Source organism: Methylobacterium sp. DB0501 (genome assembly GCF_011043735.1).
GTDB lineage: Bacteria > Pseudomonadota > Alphaproteobacteria > Rhizobiales > Beijerinckiaceae > Methylobacterium > Methylobacterium alsaeris.
On record NZ_JAAKGV010000014.1, the window covers coordinates 187,660 to 207,826 of the forward strand.

The 20,167-nt window shown below is 70.4% G+C and carries 17 protein-coding genes; 8 read left to right on the forward strand and 9 right to left on the reverse strand.

Annotated features, from left to right (window positions below):
* The first annotated feature begins 102 nt into the window (after positions 1–102).
* The 7 genes from rseP to lpxB all read left to right on the forward strand — a co-directional run bounded on the left by rseP (position 103) and on the right by lpxB (position 8,923).
* Positions 103–1,263, forward strand: coding sequence for an RIP metalloprotease RseP (gene rseP, locus G4G93_RS20920; RefSeq protein ID WP_165086891.1), 1,161 nt, complete (start codon positions 103–105; stop codon positions 1,261–1,263).
* Between the two features lie 338 nt (positions 1,264–1,601).
* On the forward strand, positions 1,602–4,151 hold the full coding sequence (gene bamA, locus G4G93_RS20925) for an outer membrane protein assembly factor BamA (protein WP_165086833.1): 2,550 nt from the start codon (positions 1,602–1,604) through the stop codon (positions 4,149–4,151).
* 164 nt (positions 4,152–4,315) lie between these two features.
* Positions 4,316–5,371 (forward strand): UDP-3-O-(3-hydroxymyristoyl)glucosamine N-acyltransferase, encoded by a 1,056-nt coding sequence (gene lpxD / locus G4G93_RS20930; protein WP_165086834.1) that lies wholly within the window; start codon positions 4,316–4,318, stop codon positions 5,369–5,371.
* A gap of 141 nt (positions 5,372–5,512) precedes the next feature.
* Positions 5,513–5,968, forward strand: coding sequence for a 3-hydroxyacyl-ACP dehydratase FabZ (fabZ, locus tag G4G93_RS20935; RefSeq protein ID WP_395413591.1), 456 nt, complete (start codon positions 5,513–5,515; stop codon positions 5,966–5,968).
* 10 nt (positions 5,969–5,978) lie between these two features.
* Positions 5,979–6,815 (forward strand): acyl-ACP--UDP-N-acetylglucosamine O-acyltransferase, encoded by an 837-nt coding sequence (gene lpxA / locus G4G93_RS20940; protein ID WP_395409883.1) that lies wholly within the window; start codon positions 5,979–5,981, stop codon positions 6,813–6,815.
* 30 nt (positions 6,816–6,845) lie between these two features.
* Entirely contained in the window at positions 6,846–7,745 is a 900-nt protein-coding gene (locus G4G93_RS20945; RefSeq protein WP_165086894.1) for an LpxI family protein, read from the forward strand.
* Positions 7,742–8,923: a lipid-A-disaccharide synthase gene (gene lpxB, locus G4G93_RS20950; RefSeq protein ID WP_165086835.1), complete on the forward strand. Its 1,182-nt coding sequence runs from the start codon at positions 7,742–7,744 to the stop codon at positions 8,921–8,923. Before G4G93_RS20945 ends, lpxB begins: the two co-directional genes overlap by 4 nt.
* Here lpxB and G4G93_RS20955 read toward each other — a convergent pair.
* The 3 genes from G4G93_RS20955 to G4G93_RS20965 all read right to left on the reverse strand — a co-directional run bounded on the left by G4G93_RS20955 (position 8,910) and on the right by G4G93_RS20965 (position 12,504).
* The gene (locus tag G4G93_RS20955; protein WP_165086836.1) at positions 8,910–9,437 is read right to left on the reverse strand and encodes a peroxiredoxin; all 528 of its coding nucleotides are present in this window, start codon (positions 9,435–9,437) and stop codon (positions 8,910–8,912) included. The genes lpxB and G4G93_RS20955 overlap by 14 nt on opposite strands.
* A 666-nt stretch (positions 9,438–10,103) precedes the next feature.
* Positions 10,104–10,961 carry a GNAT family N-acetyltransferase gene (locus G4G93_RS36600; RefSeq protein WP_165086837.1) on the reverse strand — a complete coding sequence of 286 codons (858 nt, stop codon included), beginning with the start codon at positions 10,959–10,961 and terminating at the stop codon, positions 10,104–10,106.
* 406 nt (positions 10,962–11,367) lie between these two features.
* Positions 11,368–12,504: an alpha/beta hydrolase gene (locus G4G93_RS20965; RefSeq protein ID WP_165086838.1), complete on the reverse strand. Its 1,137-nt coding sequence runs from the start codon at positions 12,502–12,504 to the stop codon at positions 11,368–11,370.
* 560 nt (positions 12,505–13,064) lie between these two features.
* On the opposite strand from G4G93_RS20965, the gene G4G93_RS20970 reads away from it, so the two are divergent.
* Positions 13,065–13,226 (forward strand): hypothetical protein, encoded by a 162-nt coding sequence (locus tag G4G93_RS20970; RefSeq protein WP_165086839.1) that lies wholly within the window; start codon positions 13,065–13,067, stop codon positions 13,224–13,226.
* 131 nt (positions 13,227–13,357) lie between these two features.
* On the opposite strand, the gene G4G93_RS20975 is transcribed toward G4G93_RS20970, so the two are convergent.
* The 6 genes from G4G93_RS20975 to G4G93_RS21000 all read right to left on the reverse strand — a co-directional run bounded on the left by G4G93_RS20975 (position 13,358) and on the right by G4G93_RS21000 (position 20,137).
* Positions 13,358–13,900, reverse strand: coding sequence for a cyclase dehydrase (locus G4G93_RS20975; protein ID WP_165086841.1), 543 nt, complete (start codon positions 13,898–13,900; stop codon positions 13,358–13,360).
* A 10-nt stretch (positions 13,901–13,910) separates the two neighbouring features.
* Positions 13,911–15,083, reverse strand: a complete 1,173-nt coding sequence (locus G4G93_RS20980) for a zinc-dependent alcohol dehydrogenase (RefSeq protein WP_165086842.1) — start codon at positions 15,081–15,083, stop codon at positions 13,911–13,913.
* A 159-nt stretch (positions 15,084–15,242) separates the two neighbouring features.
* On the reverse strand, positions 15,243–16,160 hold the full coding sequence (locus tag G4G93_RS20985; RefSeq protein WP_165086895.1) for a 50S ribosomal protein L11 methyltransferase: 918 nt from the start codon (positions 16,158–16,160) through the stop codon (positions 15,243–15,245).
* Positions 16,161–16,775: 615 nt separating this feature from the next.
* Complete coding sequence (locus G4G93_RS20990) at positions 16,776–17,552, reverse strand: SDR family oxidoreductase (RefSeq protein WP_165086844.1); 777 nt, start codon at positions 17,550–17,552, stop codon at positions 16,776–16,778.
* Positions 17,553–18,074: 522 nt separating this feature from the next.
* Complete coding sequence (locus G4G93_RS36605; RefSeq protein ID WP_165086846.1) at positions 18,075–19,793, reverse strand: sensor domain-containing diguanylate cyclase; 1,719 nt, start codon at positions 19,791–19,793, stop codon at positions 18,075–18,077.
* A 107-nt stretch (positions 19,794–19,900) separates the two neighbouring features.
* Positions 19,901–20,137 carry a hypothetical protein gene (locus G4G93_RS21000; RefSeq protein ID WP_165086848.1) on the reverse strand — a complete coding sequence of 79 codons (237 nt, stop codon included), beginning with the start codon at positions 20,135–20,137 and terminating at the stop codon, positions 19,901–19,903.
* Between the last annotated feature and the right edge of the window lie 30 nt (positions 20,138–20,167).

A 20,167-nucleotide genomic window follows, 5' to 3' on the forward strand; every position in this document is an offset into this window, starting at 1 on the left:
TTCGCGCCCTGTTCGCAGGCTCGCCGAGCCTGTATGAAGGTCGGAACGGGAAGGCGGCCGCGCCGGGCCGGGGAGAGCCCGCCGCGCCGCATCGAGGTGACCATGGATCTGCTCAACGTCGTGGGCGGTGCGACGACGAACCTGCTCGGCTACATCGTGCCGTTCCTGTTCGTCCTCACCGTCGTGGTCTTCATCCACGAGCTCGGCCACTTCCTGGTCGGGCGCTGGTGCGGCGTCGGGGTGACCAGCTTCTCGATCGGCTTCGGGCCGGAGATCGTCGGCTTCAACGACCGCCGCGGCACCCGCTGGAAGCTGTCGGCGATCCCGCTCGGCGGCTACGTCAAGTTCGTCGGCGACATGAACGGCGCCAGCGTGCCCGACACGGAGGCGGCCGCGCGCATGGATCCGGCCGAGCGGGCGGTGAGCTTCCACGCCCAGAACGTCTGGAAACGCGTCGCCATCGTGGCGGCGGGTCCGGTCGCGAACTTCCTGCTCGCCATCGCGGTCTTCGCCGGCGCCGTCTACGTCACCGGCCGCTACGAGGTGGCGCCCCGGGTCTCGGCGGTGCAGCCGGGCAGCGCGGCCGAGCGCGCCGGCTTCCAGCCCGGCGACGTGGTGCTGACGATCAACGGCAGCGCCATCCACAACTTCGCCGACATGCAGCGCACCGTCTCGGGCGCCGCCGGCGACCGGCTCGACTTCACGGTGGAGCGCGGCGGCGTCACCACGCCGCTCGCGGCGACGCCTGACACCTTCGAGGACAAGACCCCGTTCGGCACCCAGCGCATCGGGCGGCTCGGCATCCAGGGGCCGCGCGACGCCGCAGAGGTCAAGCTGGTGCGCTACGGCGCCCTCGACTCGCTGAAGATCGGCGTCGCCGAGACCTACTTCGTCGTCGACCGGACCTTCAGCTACATCGGCAAGCTGATCACGGGGCGCGAATCCGCCGACCAGCTCTCCGGTCCGATGGGCATCGCCCGGGTCTCCGGCCAGGCCGCGAAGATCGGCGGCATCGGCGCCCTGGTCGGGCTGATCGCGGTGCTGTCGGTGTCGATCGGGCTCATCAACCTGTTCCCGGTGCCGATGCTCGATGGCGGCCATCTGATGTTCTACGCCGTCGAGATCGTCCGCGGCCGCCCCTTGAGCGAGCGGGCGCAGGAGATCGGTTTCCGCATCGGCCTCGCCCTGGTGCTGATGCTGATGCTGTTCGCGACCTGGAACGACATCCTGCATATCGGCGCCGCGTTCAACCGCGGCACCTGAGGCGGGAGCCCCCTCCCCGCCTGCGAAGAGCCGTCCGCGCCGCGCGGGCGGCTCTTTCGCGTGAGTTGTCCACAATTTTCGTAAAATGCGTGCCATTCCGGGGCGTTCGCCGAGGCGTCCCGTTCACCGCGCGCTGACCTTGCCCTGTGAAAGCGTGGCCTTAGCCCGTGACAGGAAGGCAACGTCTGGGCAAAATCCAGGTCTGCTGGGAGCGTGGCGTTTGCTTCGCCAGGGATTCCCGATAGAAGCGGGGCTAGGACCAGGGGCCTTCGCCTTCGCGAGAAGGCGATCGTCTGCGGGTGCAAACCCGTACCGACAAAAAATGAGACGGGCCATTTATGATGTCGATGACGGGTAAGCGCCGGCGTGCGTCGGCGAAGGGCGCCATTGTCATGGCCGCTACCATCGCCGCCAGCGGCAGCGCCTTCGCGCAGCAGATCGTCGTTCAGGGCAATTCCCGGATCGACCCGGATACGGTCCGTTCCTACGTGGTCGGCGTGTCGCCCGAGGAGGGCCGCCGCAACCTGATCGCCAGCGGCATGTTCTCGGACGTGCGCGTCTCGCATAGCGGCGGGCGCATCATCGTGTCCGTGCGCGAGAACAACCAGATCAACCGCGTCGTGTTCGAGGGCAACAAGAAGGTCGAGAAGGGCACGCTCGAGAGCATCGTCGAGTCGAAGGCGCGCGGGCCCTACAGCCAGGCGACCATCAACTCCGACCTCGAGCGCATCCGCGAGGTCTACCGCCGCGCCGGCCGCGGCCTCGCCAAGGTCTCGGTGCGCACCGTCGACCTGCCCAACGGCCGCGTCGACGTGGTCTACACCATCGACGAGGGTGACAAGACCGGCGTCAAGGAGATTCGCTTCGTCGGCAACCAGGTCTATTCGGAAGGCCGCCTGAAGGATCTGATGACGCTGTCGGAGATGAACCTCCTCAGCTTCGTCAAGACCTCGGACGTCTACGATCCGGACCGGCTCGCCAACGACCTCGACCTGATCCGGCGCTACTACCTGAAGAACGGCTACGCCGACTTCCGGATCGCCTCGGCGGATTCGCGCTTCGACGATGCGGCCGGCGGCTGGATCATCACCATCACGGTCGAGGAAGGTCAGCAGTACCGCGTCGGCGCGGTGGCGGTCGATTCCCGCATCCCCGGCGTGGACGGCACGGTGCTGCGCGACGAGCTGCGCACCGGCGTCGGCGACGTCTACAACGCGGAGGACGTCGAGAAGACGCTCACCGGCGTCACCACCTCGGTGGCCCGGGCCGGCCATCCCTTCGCCCAGGTCCGCCCGACCGGCGAGCGCGACCGCGCCACCGGCACCGTCGCCCTCGGCTACATCGTCGAGGACGGACCGAAGGTCTACATCGAGCGCATCAACGTGCGCGGCAACACCCGCACCCGCGACTACGTCGTGCGGCGCGAGCTCGACCTGACCGAGGGCGACGCCTACAACCGCGTGCTGGTCGACCGGGCCGAGCGCCGGCTGAACGGCCTCGGCTTCTTCAAGAAGGTGCGGTTCTCCAACGAGCCAGGCTCGGCCCCCGACCGCGTCGTCGTGAACATCGACGTCGAGGATCAACCGACCGGCTCGTTCTCGGTCGCCGGCGGCTACTCGACGGCGGACGGGATCATCGGCGAGGTCTCGGTCTCGGAGTCGAACTTCCTCGGCCGCGGCCAGTACGTTCGCCTCGCCGGCACTGCCGGCCAGTACACCCGCGGCGTCGATTTCTCGTTCACCGAGCCGTACTTCCTCGGCTACCGCCTCGCGGCCGGCTTCGACGTCTTCAACAAGTACAGCGACCAGACCCGCTACTCGCGCTACGTGACCGACGTGGTCGGCGGCCAGCTCCGCCTCGGCCTGCCGATCACCGAGGAGTTCGGCATCACGCTGCGCTACTCGATCTACAACACCGACCTGAAGATCCCGAACACCCTCAAGCGGCCGTACAACGACTGCTCGTTCCCGATCCCGGGCTACACCTCCACCTACGACCCGGGCACGATCCTCAACGGTCGGAACGTCGGCGGGCTGGCGAGGTACCCGAACTGCGCCTATGACGGCGAGGCCTCGATCGCGCTGAAGGAGGCGGTCGGCTCGACCTTGACCTCCCTCGCCGGCGTGACGCTCGCCTACTCGACCCTCGACAACCTGCAGCTGCCGCGCAACGGCTTCTACGGTGAGGTGAAGCCCGAATATGCCGGCATCGGCGGCGATTCGAAGTTCTTCCGCGTCACCGGCGAGGCCCGGTACTACAAGGAGCTGTACGAGGACGTCGTCGGCTTCGTGAAGTTCCAGGGCGGCCACGTCCAGCCGACCGAGGGCAACACGCTTCGCGTCACCGACCAGTTCTTCCTCGGCCCGTCGCTGGTCCGCGGCTTCGCGCCGAACGGTATCGGCCCCCGCGACGTCGGCTCGGGCGACGCCCGCTCGAACGCGATCGGCGGCACGACCTATGTCGGTGCCTCGGTCGAGGTGCAGTTCCCGATCTGGGGCCTGCCCCGCGACCTCGGCCTGAAGGGCGCGGTCTTCGCCGATGCCGGTACGCTGTTCGGCTACAAGGGCCGCCGCGCCTTCGACGTCAACGGCGACAGCTTCATCAACGGCCAGGCCCCGAACGGCTCGTGCAACTTCAGCGCCATCGGCCCGAACGCCATCGGCGTCGAGCCGGAATGCGTGAACGTGCGCGACAAGACCACGATCCGGTCGTCGGTCGGCGCCTCGATCCTGTGGAACTCGCCGCTCGGCCCGATCCGCTTCGACTACGCCTACGCCCTGACCAAGGACGAGGGCCAGAAGGTCTTCGGGACCGACGGCACCTATTACGGCCGGGTCGGCAAGGACCAGACGCAGGCCTTCCGCTTCTCGGGCGGCTCGCGCTTCTAAGATCGTCTCGGCGGGCGCCAGTAGCGCCCGCTCCGGATCCGCGGCCGCGGGGCATCGAGCCTTCGCGGCCGTTTTTGTTTGTGCCCACCGTCTCAACCCGCTAGTCCGGGCGCCCTCCCCTCGGCGGTCGTGTCCCGACCCGCCGGCCCCAGCGGATGCAGGTGATGTCGGAACCGGTCTTCTTCCCTCTCGCGGGCCCCGTCTCCTTGCGCGAGGTCGCGGCGCTCTCCGGCGCCGCCCTGCCGCCGGATTCCGACGGCGAGGCGGTGATCCGCGCCGCGGCGCCGCTGGAAAGCGCCGGGCCCGACGACCTGGCCTACATGGACAACGCCAAGTATGCCGAGACCCTCGGGACCACCCGGGCCCGCGCCTGCCTGGTCTCGCCGCGCTTCGCGGCCCGGGTGCCCGCCGGCACCCTGGCGCTGGTGACGCCGCAGCCCTACCGGGGTTTTGCCAAGGTGCTCGCCCGCCTCTTCCCGAGCGCCGCGCGGCCGACCTCGCTGTTCGGCGCCACCGGCATCTCGCCCGGCTCCTTCGTCCACCCGACCGCCCGGCTCGAGCCCGGCGTGATCGTCGATCCGGGCGTGGTGATCGGCCCCGAGGCCGAGGTCGGCGCCGAGACCGTGCTGGCGGCGGGCTGCGTGATCGGCCCGGGCGTGCGGATCGGGCGGGCTTGCGCCGTCGGCGCCAACGCCTCGGTGCTGCACGCCTATCTGGGCAACCGGGTGATCGTCCATGGCGGCGCCCGCATCGGCCAGGACGGCTTCGGCTTCGCCATGGGGCCGGGCGGCCACCTCAAGGTGCCGCAGGTCGGCCGGGTCATCATCCAGGACGACGTCGAGATCGGCGCCAACACCACGATCGACCGGGGCGCCAGCCGCGACACGGTGGTGGGCGAGGGCACCAAGATCGACAACCTCGTCCAGATCGCCCACAACGTCGTCATCGGCCGCCACTGCGTGATCGTCGCGCAGGTCGGCATCTCGGGCTCGACGACGCTCGAGGATTACGTCGTGCTCGGCGGCCAGGTCGGGGTGGTGGGCCACCTGCGCGTCGGGATGGGCGCCCAGATCGCCGGATCGAGCAACATCAACAAGGACGTGCCGGCCGGCGCCCGCTGGGGCGGCACCCCGGCCAAGCCCGTGCGCGAGTGGTTCCGCGAGATGACCACGCTCAAGAACCTCGCGGCGCGGGCCCGCGACGAGGGCGGCGAGGGCTGAGGCCGCCGCGGGGGCCGGGTCGTCCCTCGCCCCGCTCCCGCCGCAAATTGCTTGCATCCGCGCCACTTCTCGCCAAAGACGGCGCACCGACGACCGGCGCGGATCCGGGCAGCCATGAGGGAGCGTGACACCATGACCGAGATGCCTGCCGAGCTGGGAACGGCCGACATCCTGCGGGTGATGGAGCTCCTGCCCCACCGCTACCCCTTCCTGATGATCGACAAGATCGTGCAGATCGACCGCGACGAGAGCTGCATCGGCATCAAGAACGTCACGATCAACGAGCCGCACTTCACCGGCCATTTCCCGGCCGCCCCGGTCTTCCCGGGCGTCCTCCTGATCGAGGGCATGGCCCAGACCGCCGGCGCGATCTGCTGCGCGCACAAGCTCAAGGGCGACGCCAAGCCGAGCAAGGTCTTCTTCATGACCATCGACAAGGCGAAGTTCCGCAAGCCGGTCGTACCGGGCGACGTGGTCGAGTACCACATGCGCAAGACCAGCAACCGCCGCTTCATGTGGTGGTTCAAGGGAGAGGCCAAGGTGAACGGCGTGCTGGTGGCCGAGGCCGAGATCGGCGCGATGCTGGTGACCGAATGAGCGACGTGAGATGAGCGACGTGCCCGAGATGAACGACCCGGCTGAGACCCGCATCCACCCGAGCGCGGTGGTCGAGGACGGCGCGGTGATCGGCGCCGGCGTCGAGATCGGGCCGTTCTGCCATGTCGGGCCGCACGCTCAGCTCGGCGACGGCGTCCGGCTCCTGAGCCACGTCGTCGTGGCCGGTCGCACCACGATCGGCCCGCGCACCCGGATCTACCCCTTCGCGTCGATCGGCCACCCGCCGCAGGACCTGAAGTTCCGCGGGGAGGACTCGACGCTGACGATCGGCGCCGATTGCCAGATCCGCGAGGGCGTGACGATGAATCCCGGCACCGCCGGCGGCGGGCTGGCCACGGTGGTGGGCGATTCCTGCGCCTTCCTCGCCAACAGCCATGTCGGCCACGATTGCCGGGTCGGCAACCACGTCGTGTTCTCCAACAACGTGATGCTGGCCGGCCATTGCCAGGTCGGCGACTACGCGATCCTTGGCGGCGGCGCCGCGGTGATCCAGTTCGCCCGGGTCGGCGCACATTCCTTCGTCGGTGGCCTCTCGGGCCTCGAGAACGACCTGATCCCCTACGGCATGGCGGTCGGCAACCGCGCCTACCTGTCGGGGCTCAACATCATCGGGCTGCAACGCCGCGGCTTCTCCCGCGAGGAGATCCATGCGCTCCGCAAGGCCTACCGCCTGCTGTTCGCCCTCGAAGGCACCCTGATGGAGCGCGTCGAGGACGTGGCGACGGAGTTCGACCAGCACCCGATCGTTCAGGAGATCCTGGCCTTCATCCGCGAGGGCGGCAAGCGCTCGGTCTGCACCCCGCGCGAGGCCCCGGGTCCTGCGTAAGGCATGCCCCTGCTCGACGAGCGCGGCGTGATGGTCGCCGCGGCGGGGGGCACCGGGACCGCCACCGGCCCGGTGGCGATCGTCGCCGGGGCCGGCCGGCTGCCGCTCCTCATCGCCGCGTCCCTCGACCGGGCCGGGCGCTCCTGCCGGGTGCTGGCGATCCGCGGCTTCGCCGATCCGGCGACGCGGCGGCGGGCCGACGCCACGGTCGACCTGCTCGACGTGCGCGGCGCCCTCGACACGCTGTGCGCCTGGGCGCCCGCCGGGGTGACGCTCGCCGGCGCCGTCGCGCGGCCGAGCCCGGCCGCCCTCCTCAACACGATGGCCGCCTACCGCAACCGCGACGCCCTGCGCTCGCTCGCCTCCGGCGGCGACGATCACCTGCTGCGCGGCGTGCTCGCTCTGCTGGAGGAGCACGGCCTGCAGGTGCTCGGCGTGCGCGACCTCGCCCCGAACCTGATGGCGCCGTCCGGCCGCCTCGGGGCGCTCTCGCCCGACGCGGCGGCGGAGGCCTCCGTGGAGGCCGGCCGGGCACTGCTCGCCAGCCTGTCGCCGCACGATGTCGGCCAGGCCGCCGTGGTGGCGACCCGGCGGGTTCTGGCGGTCGAGGGGCCGGAGGGGACCGACAGGATGCTCGCCCGCGCCCGCGCTCTCGCCCGCCGCCCCCTCGGCCTCGGCCGCCCGCCTGCCGGGATGGTGCTGGTCAAGCGCGCGAAGGACGGCCAGGACCTGCGCGTCGACCTGCCGGCGATCGGCCCGCGCACGGTGAAGCGCGCGGCGGAGGCCGGCTGCGCCGGCATCGCGGTCGGAGCCGGCGACACGCTGGTGCTCGACCGGCCCGAGACGGTGGCGCTCGCCGACCGCCTCGGCCTCTTCCTCCTCGGCTTGCCTTCTGATTCCTTGCCGCCCGATCCGGAGCCCTCCCGTTGAGCGAGCGTCCTCTCACGATCTGGCTCGTCGCGGGCGAGGAATCCGGCGACCAGCTCGGCGCCAAGCTGATCCGCTCCCTGCGCGACCTCTCAGGGAGGCCGCTGGCGCTCGCCGGCGTCGGCGGCGACGCGATGGCGGCGGAGGGCCTCGACTCGCTGTTTCCCCTCGAGGACGTGGCGGTGATCGGCTACCTCGCGGTGGCCGCCCGCATCCGCCTCCTGATGCGGCGCATCCGCCAGACCGTGCGGGCCTGCGTGGCGGCCGGTCCCGACGTGCTCGTCATCATCGACAGCCCGGGCTTCACCCACGCGGTGGCGAGCCGGGTGCGCCGGCAGCGGCCGGACCTCCCCGTGGTCGATTACGTCAGCCCGAGCGTCTGGGCTTGGCGCCCGTGGCGGGCGAAGACCATGCGCGGCTACATCGACCACGTGCTCGCCCTGCTGCCGTTCGAGCCCGATGCCCATCGCCGCCTCGGCGGGCCGGCCTGCACCTATGTCGGCCACCCCCTGATCGAGCGCCTGGGCGAGCTGCGGCCCGGCCCGGCCGAGATCGCGGCACGCCAGGCCGCCGAACCGGTGCTGGCGGTGCTGCCGGGCTCGCGCCGCACCGAGATCGAGCGGCTGATGCCGATCTTCGGTGCGACCCTGGCGACGATCCGGGCGCAGGGCCACGCCTTCACGGTCGAGCTGCCGGCCGTCGCCCGCCATCGCGCCCTGATCGAGCGCCTCGCGGGCACGTGGCCGGTGCCCCCGCGCCTGATCGACGGCGAGGCCGACAAGCTCGCGACCTTCCGGCGCGCGCGCGCGGCGCTGGCCGCCTCCGGCACGGTGACGCTGGAACTGGCGCTGTCCGGCGTGCCGATGGTGGTGGCCTACCAGGTGCCGAAGATCGAGGAGGTGATCGTGCGCCGCCTGATCCAGGTGCCGACGATCGTGCTGCCGAACCTGATCCTCGGCGAGAACGCGATCCCCGAGCTGATCCAGGCCGAGTGCACCCCGGAGCGCCTGGCCGCCGCGCTCGGTCCACTGCTCCTCCCGGGTCCCGCCCGGACCGCGCAGGAAGCCGCGCTCGCGCGCCTCGACGCCACGATGCGGCTGCCCGATGGCGACGATCCGAGCCGCAGCGCCGCCCGGATCGTGCTGGCGGCGGCCGGAGGAGGCTCGCCTACCGCGACCTGAGATAGTCGAGCATCGTCCCGGCATCCGAGACCGCGAGGCCGACACCGGGCGGGTCGTCGCGGAAGCCGGGCTCGATGAACATCTTGGCGATCGTGCCGTCCTCGACGTGCATGGAATAGCGCCAGCTGCGCATCCCCATGCCCTGCCGGCCGCGCTTGACCAGCATGCCCATCTGCCGGGTGAAGTCGGCATTGCCGTCGGGCAGCATGAACACCTTCTCGATGCCCTTCGCGCGCGCCCATTGGAACATCACGAAGGCGTCGTTGACCGACAGGCAGATCACCTGGTCGATGCCCAGGGCGGCGAAATCCTCGGCATGCTGCTCGTAGCCCGGCAGGTGGTCGTCGGAGCAGGCCGGCGTGAAGGCGCCGGGCAGGGCGAACAGCACGATGTTGCGGCCGCCGAACACCTCGGCCGAGGTGAGATCCTTCCATTCGAACGGGTTGGGGCCGCCGAGGGCGTCGTTCCTGACGCGGGTGTGGAAGGTCACGTCGGGAACGGTGGCGGGCTGCATCGAAACCTCGCGGGGGAAGGGAATCGTGGGCGAGCCGAACGGGCGCCATGAACCTGACGCCGAGAATCCGGCCGAGTGGAGTCTGGCCCCGCGGAACCTAGCCCCGCGGGCGAGCGCTCGTCACGGGGAAAATCGCCGGGGTGCCCCCAGCCTGTCCCGGCGCCCGGGATGGGCCGATGCGGTGTGAACCGGGGTTCCGTACTCCGGTCTGCCAGCATCGGTGCCCGGATGCGGCCCCGGCAGGCCCGGTCCTCCATGTCGAGCTACCGCATACCGATCGAGGTGCCGCGGACCACCGGCTACGCCGAGGCCTCGATCGAGCGGGCCGATGCGAGCGGACCGGTACCGGCGGCGGCGAGTTCGGGATCCTCAACAAGCCCTGCCGCAGGATGGCGCCGGCGCGGCGGGTACCGCAGGCGCTCGATGGGCCGACGGGGGTCGGGGTAGCGGTCGCGAGCCGCGCAGGCACCGGACGGGCCCAGCCTGTCGCCGGGCCCGTCTTCTGTCGGGAGGCCCTTCTCATACGACGTCCGATTGATTGCTCGGCGATTGCCACGCAACCGCGTTCGGCATGCGGAAGTCAGCTTTGCTCACGCGTGTGGAGCTTTCGGCTCCACCGCGCAGACTGGCGAGACGGAGTCCGGAGGTGACCTAACGGAACTCGCATCAAAGCGTCTTGGCGAGGTACACCCCGATCCCGCCCCGGAACGGCTCCTCGCGCTCGACGACGAAGCCCGCCCGCCGGTAGAAGTCGAGATTGGCGGCGAAGGCCTGGTTCGTCGCCAGCCGGATCGCACCGTGCCCGCGCGCGCGGGCACTCTCCTCGACCTGCCGCAGCATCCACCGCCCGAGCCCCAGGCCGTGATGCGTCGGCGCCACCGCCAGGTTCTCGACCCAGAGATGATCGGCGCGCGGGATCGTCTCGGCCAGGGCCACGAGCGCTCCGTCCCGTTCCAGCAGGTCGAAGCGGTGCAAACGGACCGCCTGGGCGTAATCGGCGGTCATCGGCACCGGCTCGCGGCCGATCACCGGGACCCACTTCGCGTAGGCCGCCCGCACCAGGGCCTGAATCGCCGGAACGTCGGCCGTCGTCGCGGGACGCAAGGTCCCGAGGGCGGGCGCGTCCGGCGTCGCCGCGACGGCCGTCACCTCGACCTCGACCAGCGCATCCGGCCGCGCCAGGCCTGCGACGACGATGACGGTGACGGCGGCGGGCCTGTCCGAGGCCCAGCGACCCCGGCGCACCTCGCCGAGTGCGGGAAGGTCGTCCGCGCGGGTCAGGAAGAACGTCGCCTTCGCGACCTCCGGCACCCCCAGGCCGGAGGCGGCGAGCAGGGCCTCGACGTTGTCCATCGCCTGCCCGAGCTGCCCGGTGAAACCCTCGCGCATCCGCCCATCCGGCGCGACGCCGAACTGGCCGGAGACGAAGAGGCTGCGGCCGGCCGGCGCCTCGCGGGCATGGGTGTAGATCGTGCGGAACGGCGCCGGCACGGTCCAGATCGTCGGCGGATCGATGGTTGTCACGGCTGTTCGCCTTCGCTTGCGCCCCGGCCCCCGAACGCTCGGGCTCCACCGCGCGGGGCAGGTGACGCCTCGCCGCGCCCACGGCCGCGAGGCTCGGGAGGACGCGATCCGGTATGGGTGCAAGCGAGCAGCGGACACGCCGCTCAAGCTGGCGAGGAGCTACACGCCCCCGTCCCGCCGACCGCGTCGGATGCGGCGTCGGCCTCGAACGGTCATCGTCGGGCGGGTCGGGCTCATTCGGCTATGCTAGGCGAGGCCTCACCCCGGGGCAACACGGTCCCATCGCAAACCGCGCTGAAGTCGAGCGCACCACGCTTATCCCTACCGCTCGGCGTCGGCCGCGATCCGGCCCGGCCCGGCCCGGACATTGGCGGCCGCACTCCGCAGCGATCGACCGGCGGATCCCTCATGACCGGCACGAATCGGACCGGATATCGAATTTCTGTCCCTCGAAGCCTGCCGGACAGCGGCCGGCAATCTGCCTCGGATCGACACCTGCAAGCACTTGTCGCACGTCATTCATCACCGGCGCCGACAGGCGAAAATATTGGTGCCCGAACGTCTGCGACACGGGGTCCGCCACCGGCTGACAGTTCAACCAATACAAGTTGTCACGCTTCCTGCCGCTCCCATCCCTGATCGGGAAGCTGTACGGTCCGGTTCGCCCGAGTTCGGGCGTGTCGTTCACGATCTCAGCCAGGAGAAGGGCGAAATCGTCGCCGCTCGCGTAGATGTTCACTGTTTTTCTCACGAGATCAAGGATCGGATCAAGCTTGCTTGGATCATTGAGCGCACGATAATCCTCGTCGGCAGCAAACAGGAAGATGTGCTCGAAGTATCGCTTGGCGAGATAATTCTTTTCGCGCGGCCTGTCGTTTTTCAGATGCTGGACCACGGCACTCAGCACGCGATTTCCCATGGAATGGCAGGCGAGGGACATTGCCGGGGGCTCGTGCAGCTTGTCGTACTCGTCGAAAAGGTCGCGCATGAAATGGGCGGCGGCCGCGCCGGAGCCATAGGCGTAGGGCTGATCGCGCTTGTATTTCTCGTAAGTCCCATAAGAAGGCCAAGAGAAGAACAATGTGCTCGTGGGCCGATATCCGCGAGAGAGCTGCACTGCAACGGGCAGGACTTCCGAGAACTCAAAAGCAAATCCATGAATGAAGACAAGAACGGAATCAGGCGGTGCGAATCGTCGTCCTCTGCCCTGCGCCTCGCCGCCCGGGCGCAGAAACTCCCGGATGACCGCGCGCGGATCCCGCTCTCCGACCCCATCGGGCACCGACGCCACGGCCGCCCGGACGCCGTCGACCCGGACCGGCAGCACCCCGGCATGGTATCGGTCGTCGTCCGCTCCCCATTCGTACTCGCGACCGAACAGCTCGGTGCCTCCGACCTTCTGGCGGTTGGTTGCGTACTGGATGGTGAATGCGGCCGGGCGGGCCTCCTCTCCCTCCTCCGCCTGACCTGACCGGGCCTTGAGAAGGCCTGCCCCTGCGAGCGCGGCGAGAGCACCCGATGAGAACACGCGCCTGCCAATCATGCGGACCTCCCAAGACGTCGCGCCGGACACTGATGCCGGCAAAGAAAATCCTACGCACTATCGGGCGCTACGAAGCTCGCTATCACTATATATATGTCAGCTTCGATTTTGGCCATGTATTAATATATCGGTACCGATATCGGATAACAAATAACACTCCTGCGCTGCCTGCACGAGCAAGCACCGACGCCCATCAACGGCGGGACATTCTGTCGGCGTAAGTCTCACGGCCAGTGGTCGCTGTTCGTTCGGACCGACGTCATGGACTGAGCGTGCGCTGAAGCCGGTGCCGGTGCCGTCGAGTGCCGGTCGCAGGAGACCTTCCGAGCGGCCTGAGTCGGCCTGCCTCCGGGTCCCGCCAGGACAATATCCTAGCCACTGTGCGCAGCCACCCCGGGTACCGCATGACGTTTTTCCAGCCCCTGCGGCACCGCCCTCGCGCCGACGGAATGTCGCGCCCGATCCCGGGCAGCAATTCTCCTCTAGCAGGAACCCGCACCCCGATCATATGTTATCGAAACACTCACTGCAGCGCATCGCAGATCATGGGATATACGAGAATGTCGGACAAGAAGCAGCAGTCTCAATCGGCCAATACTGATCACACGCGCCACAACCACAAGAACCCGGACGCTCCGAACCAGGGCACCGTGCAGCATTCGGACGACGGCCGGCTGAAGGAGAACCGCGACAAGGGCATCCATCGCGGCGACAAGGAGTAGGCGTCGGGGCCGACCGGGGCAGGAGGGCCGCCGGGAGGCGGCCCTTTTTCTTTGGCCGCGACGACGTGGGAGCCCTCGCTGTCATCCCGGAGCCGCGCAGCGGACCCCGGGATGACAGCGAGGATGCCGGTTCACGCCGCCGGGCGGCCGTCGCGCCAGGGGCGCAAGGCCTCCGGGATTCGGAAGTCGCGCGGCACCGCGAAGTCACGGGCGGCGCCGTGGGCCGCTGCGAGGCCCCCCGGGAGGCCGCTGCGGTTGTGGTACTCGTAAGTCCCCGGCGGCGGCAGGCGTTTGTCGGCCGTGAGGCCCTGGACGCAGACGATGTCGGCGAGCGTGACGCCCGCCACCGCCGCGGTGGCCAGCGCCAGGGTGCCGGCGCGGGGGTTGTCGCCCTCGAAGCCGGTCGCCAGGGTGGCGAGGTCGACCGCGTCGCCCGCGACCCGACCCCAGATCCACGGGGTCGGATCGTGGCTCATCAGGATCGCGGCGCCGGTGGCGACCTCGCGGGCGCCGTAGGCCTGGACCAGGGCCTCGCGGCCCTCCAGGCCGAGCCCCCGGCACAGGGCGCGGGGCGCCAGGATCTCGGCGAGACCGAGCCCGATCGAGAACCAGCCGAGGCCGCGGGCGAGCGCGTCGTGCGCGGAGCGGGAGCGGGGATTCACGGTTCTGTTCATGCCTGAATCCTCACGGCCGGATCATCACCTTGATGCAGCCGTCCTGCTTGTCGCGGAACGTGCGGTACATCTCGGGCCCTTGTTCCAATCCCACCGTGTGGGTGATGACGAAGGACGGGTCGATCTGCCCCTCCTCGATCCGCCGGAGCAGGTCGCCGGACCAGCGGTTAACGTGGGTCTGGCCCATCCGGAAGGTCAGGCCCTTGTTCATCGCCGCGCCGAAGGGCACCTTGTCGATCAGGCCGCCATAGACGCCGGGGATCGACAGCACGCCCGCCGGGCGGCAAGCCATGATCATCTGGCGCAGCACGTGCGGCCGGTCGCTCTCCAGCATCACCGCCTGCTTGGCGCGGTCGTAGATCGCATCGAGCGAGGAGGTGGCGTGGGCTTCCATCCCGACCGCATCGATGCACTTCTCCGGCCCCTTGCCGTTCGTCATGTCATTGAGCTTCGCGACGACGTTCGATTCCTGGTCGAGGTCGATCGTCTCGGCGCCGCCGGCCCGGGCCATGGTCAGGCGCTCCGGCACCCGGTCGATGGCGATCACGCGTTTGGCCCCCAGCAGGATCGCCGAGCGGATCGCCATCTGGCCGACCGGGCCGCAGCCCCAGATCGCCACCGTGTCCTCCGGCTGGATGTCGCACTGCACCGCCGCCTGCCAGCCGGTCGGGAAGATGTCGGAGAGGAAGAGGAGTTTTTCGTCCGGGATGCCGTTCGGCACCTTGATGTGGGTGGCGTCGGCATACGGCACCCGCAGGTACTCGGCCTGGCCGCCGGGATAGCCGCCGGTGAGGTGCGTGTAGCCGAACAGGCCCGCGGTGGTGTGGCCGAAGGCGGTCTCGGCCAGCTTGGCGTTGCGGTTCGAGCGCTCGCACACCGAGAAATTGCCGCGCCGGCATTGCTCGCACTGGCCGCAGATGATGGTGAACGGCACGACGATCCGGTCGCCGACCTTGAGCGCCGTGTTGTCCCGGCCGACCTCGACCACCTCGCCCATGGTCTCGTGGCCCATGATGTCGCCCGACTTCATGCCCGGCATGAAGTGGTCGTAGAGGTGCAGGTCGGAGCCGCAGATGGCGCAGGAGGTCACCTTGATGATGGCGTCGCGCCCGTCCTCGATCGTCGGATCGGGGACCGTGTCGCAGCGGATATCCGCGGTGCCGTGCCAGACGAGGGCTTTCATGGCTGATCGGTCTCCCGGGCTCGTCGCGCCGCGGAAACCGGGATTGGCGTTCCGCGTGCGCCGGCCGCCTCACCTCGGGATGCTCATACTCCCTATGTGTAGGCGGCGATGCTCGGACAACCGCTCAGCGTCGAGGCTGTTCCTGGATGCTCGCCGCGCTCAGCGCGGGCGGGGCGCTGCGCCGCCGCGGCGCAGTTCCAGGGTGACCCAGCCTTCGATCAGCCGGCGCCGGCGCAGGCGAAAGCCCTGTGCCGCATAGGCCGAGAGCACGCCCGGCACGTCGCGGGGAATCAGGCCAGAGAGCACCAGGGTGCCGTCCGTCGCCACCGCGCGGGCGAGGCTGGGGGCAAGCCCCCGCAGCGGCCGGGCCAGGATATTGGCGAAGACGAGGTCGTAGCCGCGGGCGACGCGGGCGAGCGGGTGGCGCAGGCCCGGCGCCTCGTAGAAGGCCATCAGGTTGGCGAGCCCGTTGAAGGCGGCGTTGGTGCGGGCGGTCGCCACCGCCTCCGGGTCGAGGTCGCCGGCGATGATCCGGCTGTGCAGGAGGCGCGCGGCGGCAAGCCCCAGGATGCCGGTACCGGTGCCGACGTCGAGGATGCGGTGGGGCCGGCGCCGCTTCACCTCGTCGACGAGGGCCATGAGGCAGCCGAGGGTGGTGCCGTGGTGGCCGGTGCCGAAGGCGAGCGCCGCCTCGATCTCGATCGGCAAGTCGTTCGGCTGCACCCGCCCGCGGTCGTGCGAGCCGTGGACCAGGATGCGCCCGGCCCGGACGGGCTTGAGGCCCTCCAGCGAGGCGCGCACCCAGTCCTGCTGGTCGATCGCCGCGAAGACCGCCTCGTCGGCCGCGTCGCCGACGATCGGGCGGATCAGCTCGCGCACCGCCTCCTCGTCGGGCTCCTCGGAGAAATAGGCCTCGAGATGCCAGGTCTTGCCGTCCTCGGCCTCGAAGGCCGCGACGGCGGTCTCGGTCGGGTCGAAGACCTCGCCGATCAGGTCGGTCATGGCGCGGGCCGCGCGCTCGTTCGTGTCGAGTCGCAGCACGTGGGTCGGGCGGTGGGGCGGCAGGCCTTCGAGCATGCCCGGCGCCATAGCATCCGCGCCGCCCGCCGTCACCGCCCCGTCACGCCGGTAAGGCATCTGTCGGCCGCGCGGCGCGCCCCGCCGCCTCCGCTCCCGGAAGATGTCGCACCGACGACACGGCCGGACTGTCGCCGGGGAAACTCCGCACGCCGCCAGGGAACCGGCGCAGCGGGTCGGCGTTCATAGCGGCGCCGGTCGTCAGAAGCCGGCCGTTGAAGGATCGAATGATGCGTACCCGAGTTCGCGCGCAGGTTCGGCCGGACGAGTCCGCCGCCCCGGCTCAGACTCCCGTGCGGGATTCACCCGCCCTTCGGGAAGTCCCCACTCTTCGGGATGCCCCCAGTCTTCGGGATGCCCCCACTTGGCGCCGCGCGGCGCCGCTCACGGCCGAGGATACGGCCCTGCCGGGCCGCATGCTCATGCTGCTCAGCCGGCTCCACCGGAGCGAGATGCTGAGGAAGGCTGAGTCCGAGGCCGCCGCGGGACCGCAGGGCGCCTGACCCGACCTCGCCCCGCCCCGGATGATCGCCAGGCGACCATCCGGGGAGCCATCCATTGCGGCGAGATGCGCGCTCACGCACCCCACGTCATCCTTGCACCCGCAAGCCGTCCTCACGCTCCCAAGCGCGAGCCCAGGCGGGCATCCGGCACGTAGCCGCGATTCCAGGTCGGGCTGATCACCACCTCGTTCAGGCAGACGTGCTTCGGCCGCGTCGCGACGAACAGGATCAGCGCCGCCATGTCCTCGGGCTGGAGCATGCGGGCGCGGTCCTCGGCACTTACCGGGACCGGGCGCTTGTCGAGGATCGGCGTCGCCACTTCGGCCGGGCACAGGACCGTCGAGCGGATGCCGTTGACGCATTCCTCCATGTTGATGCTGTGGCTCATCGCCACCACGGCGTGCTTGGCTGCGGTGTAGGCCGGACCGCTGACCGGACTGACGAACCGCCCGGCCCAGGAGGCCGTGTGGATCAGGACGCCGTCGCCCTGGGCACGCATCAGCGGCAGCACCGCCAGGGAGGCGTAGAAGGCGCTCGACAGGTTGGCCGCGATCACCGCCTGCGCGTCCTCGGGCGACAGGGCGTCCCAGCGCCGCTCGCGCACGTTGCTGCCGGCATTGCTTACCAGCACGTCGAGACGGCCGAATCGCTCGGCGATCCCCGCGACGATGGCCTGGATGCGGCCGGAATCGGTGACATCGCCGGGCTCGACCACGGCCTCGCCGCCGGCCCCCGCGATCCGCTCGGCCAGCGCCCGCAGCGGCTCCTCGCGGCGCCCGGTGAGCACGATCCGGGCCCCCGCCCCGGCCAGCGCCAGGGCCGCCGCCTCGCCGATGCCGCTGCCCGCGCCCGTCACCCAGGCGATCTTGCCGGTCATGGTCTCGGTCATGGATTGTCCTCCCCGTCCCTGTCGCTCGGCGGCCGCGTTCGGGGCGGACCGTCCGTCGTGACTGTCTGCCAAGGTACGACGGTCCCGCGCAAGCCGGGGAGCGGAGGCTTCGCGGTGGATGGGTGTCGACCGGACCATGGTGGATCGCGCGACGTGGGGCGACGGCCTACGATCACGGTCACGCGCCCGCACGCTCGACGTGCCGGGGCATGATCGGGATTCCCGCGACGATCCTGCACGCCTCCGCGTCATCCCAGGGCCGCACAGACGAATCCGGAATGACGCGGAGGGATTTCAGCCCGTGATCCAGGCCGATTTTCCAAGTCGATCAGGCAACCTCAGTGCAGATATCCCAGGAAGAACAGGATCAGAATGATCGGAATCGGTATGCCGATCAACCACAGCAGCCCACCCTTCATCATCGACGCCTCCATGACTCCATAAATACTCGTATGGAGTAACAACGGAGCTTGGCGCGATCCGGTTCCGGATTCACCCCAGGAGGAGACGCAGCCGCGCTCCTCACGCCGCCCGCTCGACCGCCTCCCCCGCCGCGACGCTGACCCGGTCGCGCCCGCGCGCCTTGGCCTCGTAGAGCGCCGCGTCGGCCCGGGCGATCACCGCCTGGATATCCGGATCGCGCCGGGCGACCGTCGCGAGGCCGATGCTGACCGTGACCGGGATCGTCCGGCCGCCATGGCCGATCGGCGCATTCCGCACGGCAACGCAGAGGCGCTCGGCGCTGTGGGTCGCCTCGGCCGCGTCGAGGTCGACGAGCACGACGACGAATTCCTCGCCGCCGAACCGCGCCACCGTATCGGCGTCGCGCAGCGCCCCCGCCAGCAGGGCGCCGACATGGCGGATCACCGCGTCGCCGGCATCGTGGCCGTGCTGGTCGTTGACGCGCTTGAAGTGATCGATGTCGATGACCAGCACGGCGGCCCCGCCCCGGCCCCCGCGCGCCCGCGCGAAGGCCTCCTCGGCCGGTCCGGCGAAGCCGCGCCGGTTGAGGAGCCCGGTGAGCACGTCGGTGCCGGCAACCTGGCGCAGGTCCTCGATCTGGCGCCGGTAATAGGCGGCGACGCGGCTCGAGCGCAGGGCGGCATCGCTGAGTTCGCGTTCGGTGGAGCCGATCCGCCGCAGGAGCGAGCGCAGGGCCGCCGAGAGGGCGACGAATTCCCGTGCCCCGTCGAGGCGCGGCAGCGTCGTCGCGTCGGCATCGCGGCCGATCCGGTTCGCCGCCTCGGTCATCCGCCGTAGCGGCGCGGCGGCGCGGCGGCCGAGGGCCCAGGCGAGGGCGATGCCCGCGAAGGCCGCGGCGGCACCGAGGCCGAGCAGCGCGTGAATCGAGCGCTGCACGGGGGCGAGGGCCTGCGCGTCGGACCGGGTCGCGACCACGATCCAGCCGAGACCGGGATCGCCGCCGGCGATCTCGCTCCGCTCGCCCGTCGCCGCGGTGGCAAAGCCGGCGAGCCGCGCCTCCCCGTCGATGACCGCCGCGAAGGTGCCGCGGCCGCCTTCGACCATGGTCCCGAGCCGGGCCGGACCGAACGGCGCCGTGCCGAGATGCGGCCCCAGGATCACGCGCCCGTGCCGGTCGAGCACCCACAGGTCGGTGCCGGCCAGGTCCTGATCGAGGAGGCGGCGGCGCGCCCGGATGGCCCAGTCCCAGCTCAGGTGTCCGCCGAGCACCCCGATGACGCGGCCGGCGGCGTCGCGCACCGGCGCCGCGAGATCGACGAGGCGCAGGGGCTCCGGCTCGGTGCGGACGAGGAGGCGGCTCAAGAGCATCGCCCCGTGCACGTCGCCGACATTCGGCCTGGCGAGGCCGGTCTCGAACCAGGCCCGCCCGTTCATCGCCAGAGTCTCGAGCATGCCCCCGGTGCCGACCCGCACCTGCCCGTCCGCCGCCACGAAGCCGAGCCAGGCATAGTCCGGCGCCGTCGCCCGCATGGCGGAGAGGACGCCGCGCACCATCGTCGGGTCGCTGGCCCAGCGCTCGCGGAGGGGCTCGAGGCCGGCGACGACCTGGATTTCGCGGAACCGCTCACGCAGGGTGATGTCGAGGCTCTCCGCCATGCCGGCGGCGAGGCGGGCGAGCCGCGCCTCGGCGAGCCGCAAGGCGCTCCGCCGCTCGAGCCAGACCGCGCCGCCCACCGTCGCCCCCACCAGGGCGAGGCAGAGCAGGCCGACCAGCGCGGCCAGCTGGTGCTCGAAGCGGAGCCGATTCCGGAACGACACGAAGCACCTCCGCGACTGGAGGTTCGTTCTCCCGTGTCTGCCCTAACGACCGGTTCAGCCGATCGCTCGCATTCGACCGATCGTACCGTCCGCATGGGACGATCGGCCTAAGCCTGATCCTGGCGGCGCCCTCGGCTGTGGAGGCGCCGCTCCCGCGCGCCCCGCTCGGCGGCGTCGGTCAGTTGGGTGATAAGGGCGCCGGCGGCGCCGAGGGGGATCAGCAGGAAGAGCGTGCCGCCATCCGGCCCGCTCACCTCGGCCGCCAGGGTGTCGCCGCCGTCGATCGTGCTGACGGCGGTGATGCTGGTGATCGAGAGAACCCGGGGACGCGCGTCGTCTGTCATGCCACCCACTCCTGCGGCACAGATGCCACG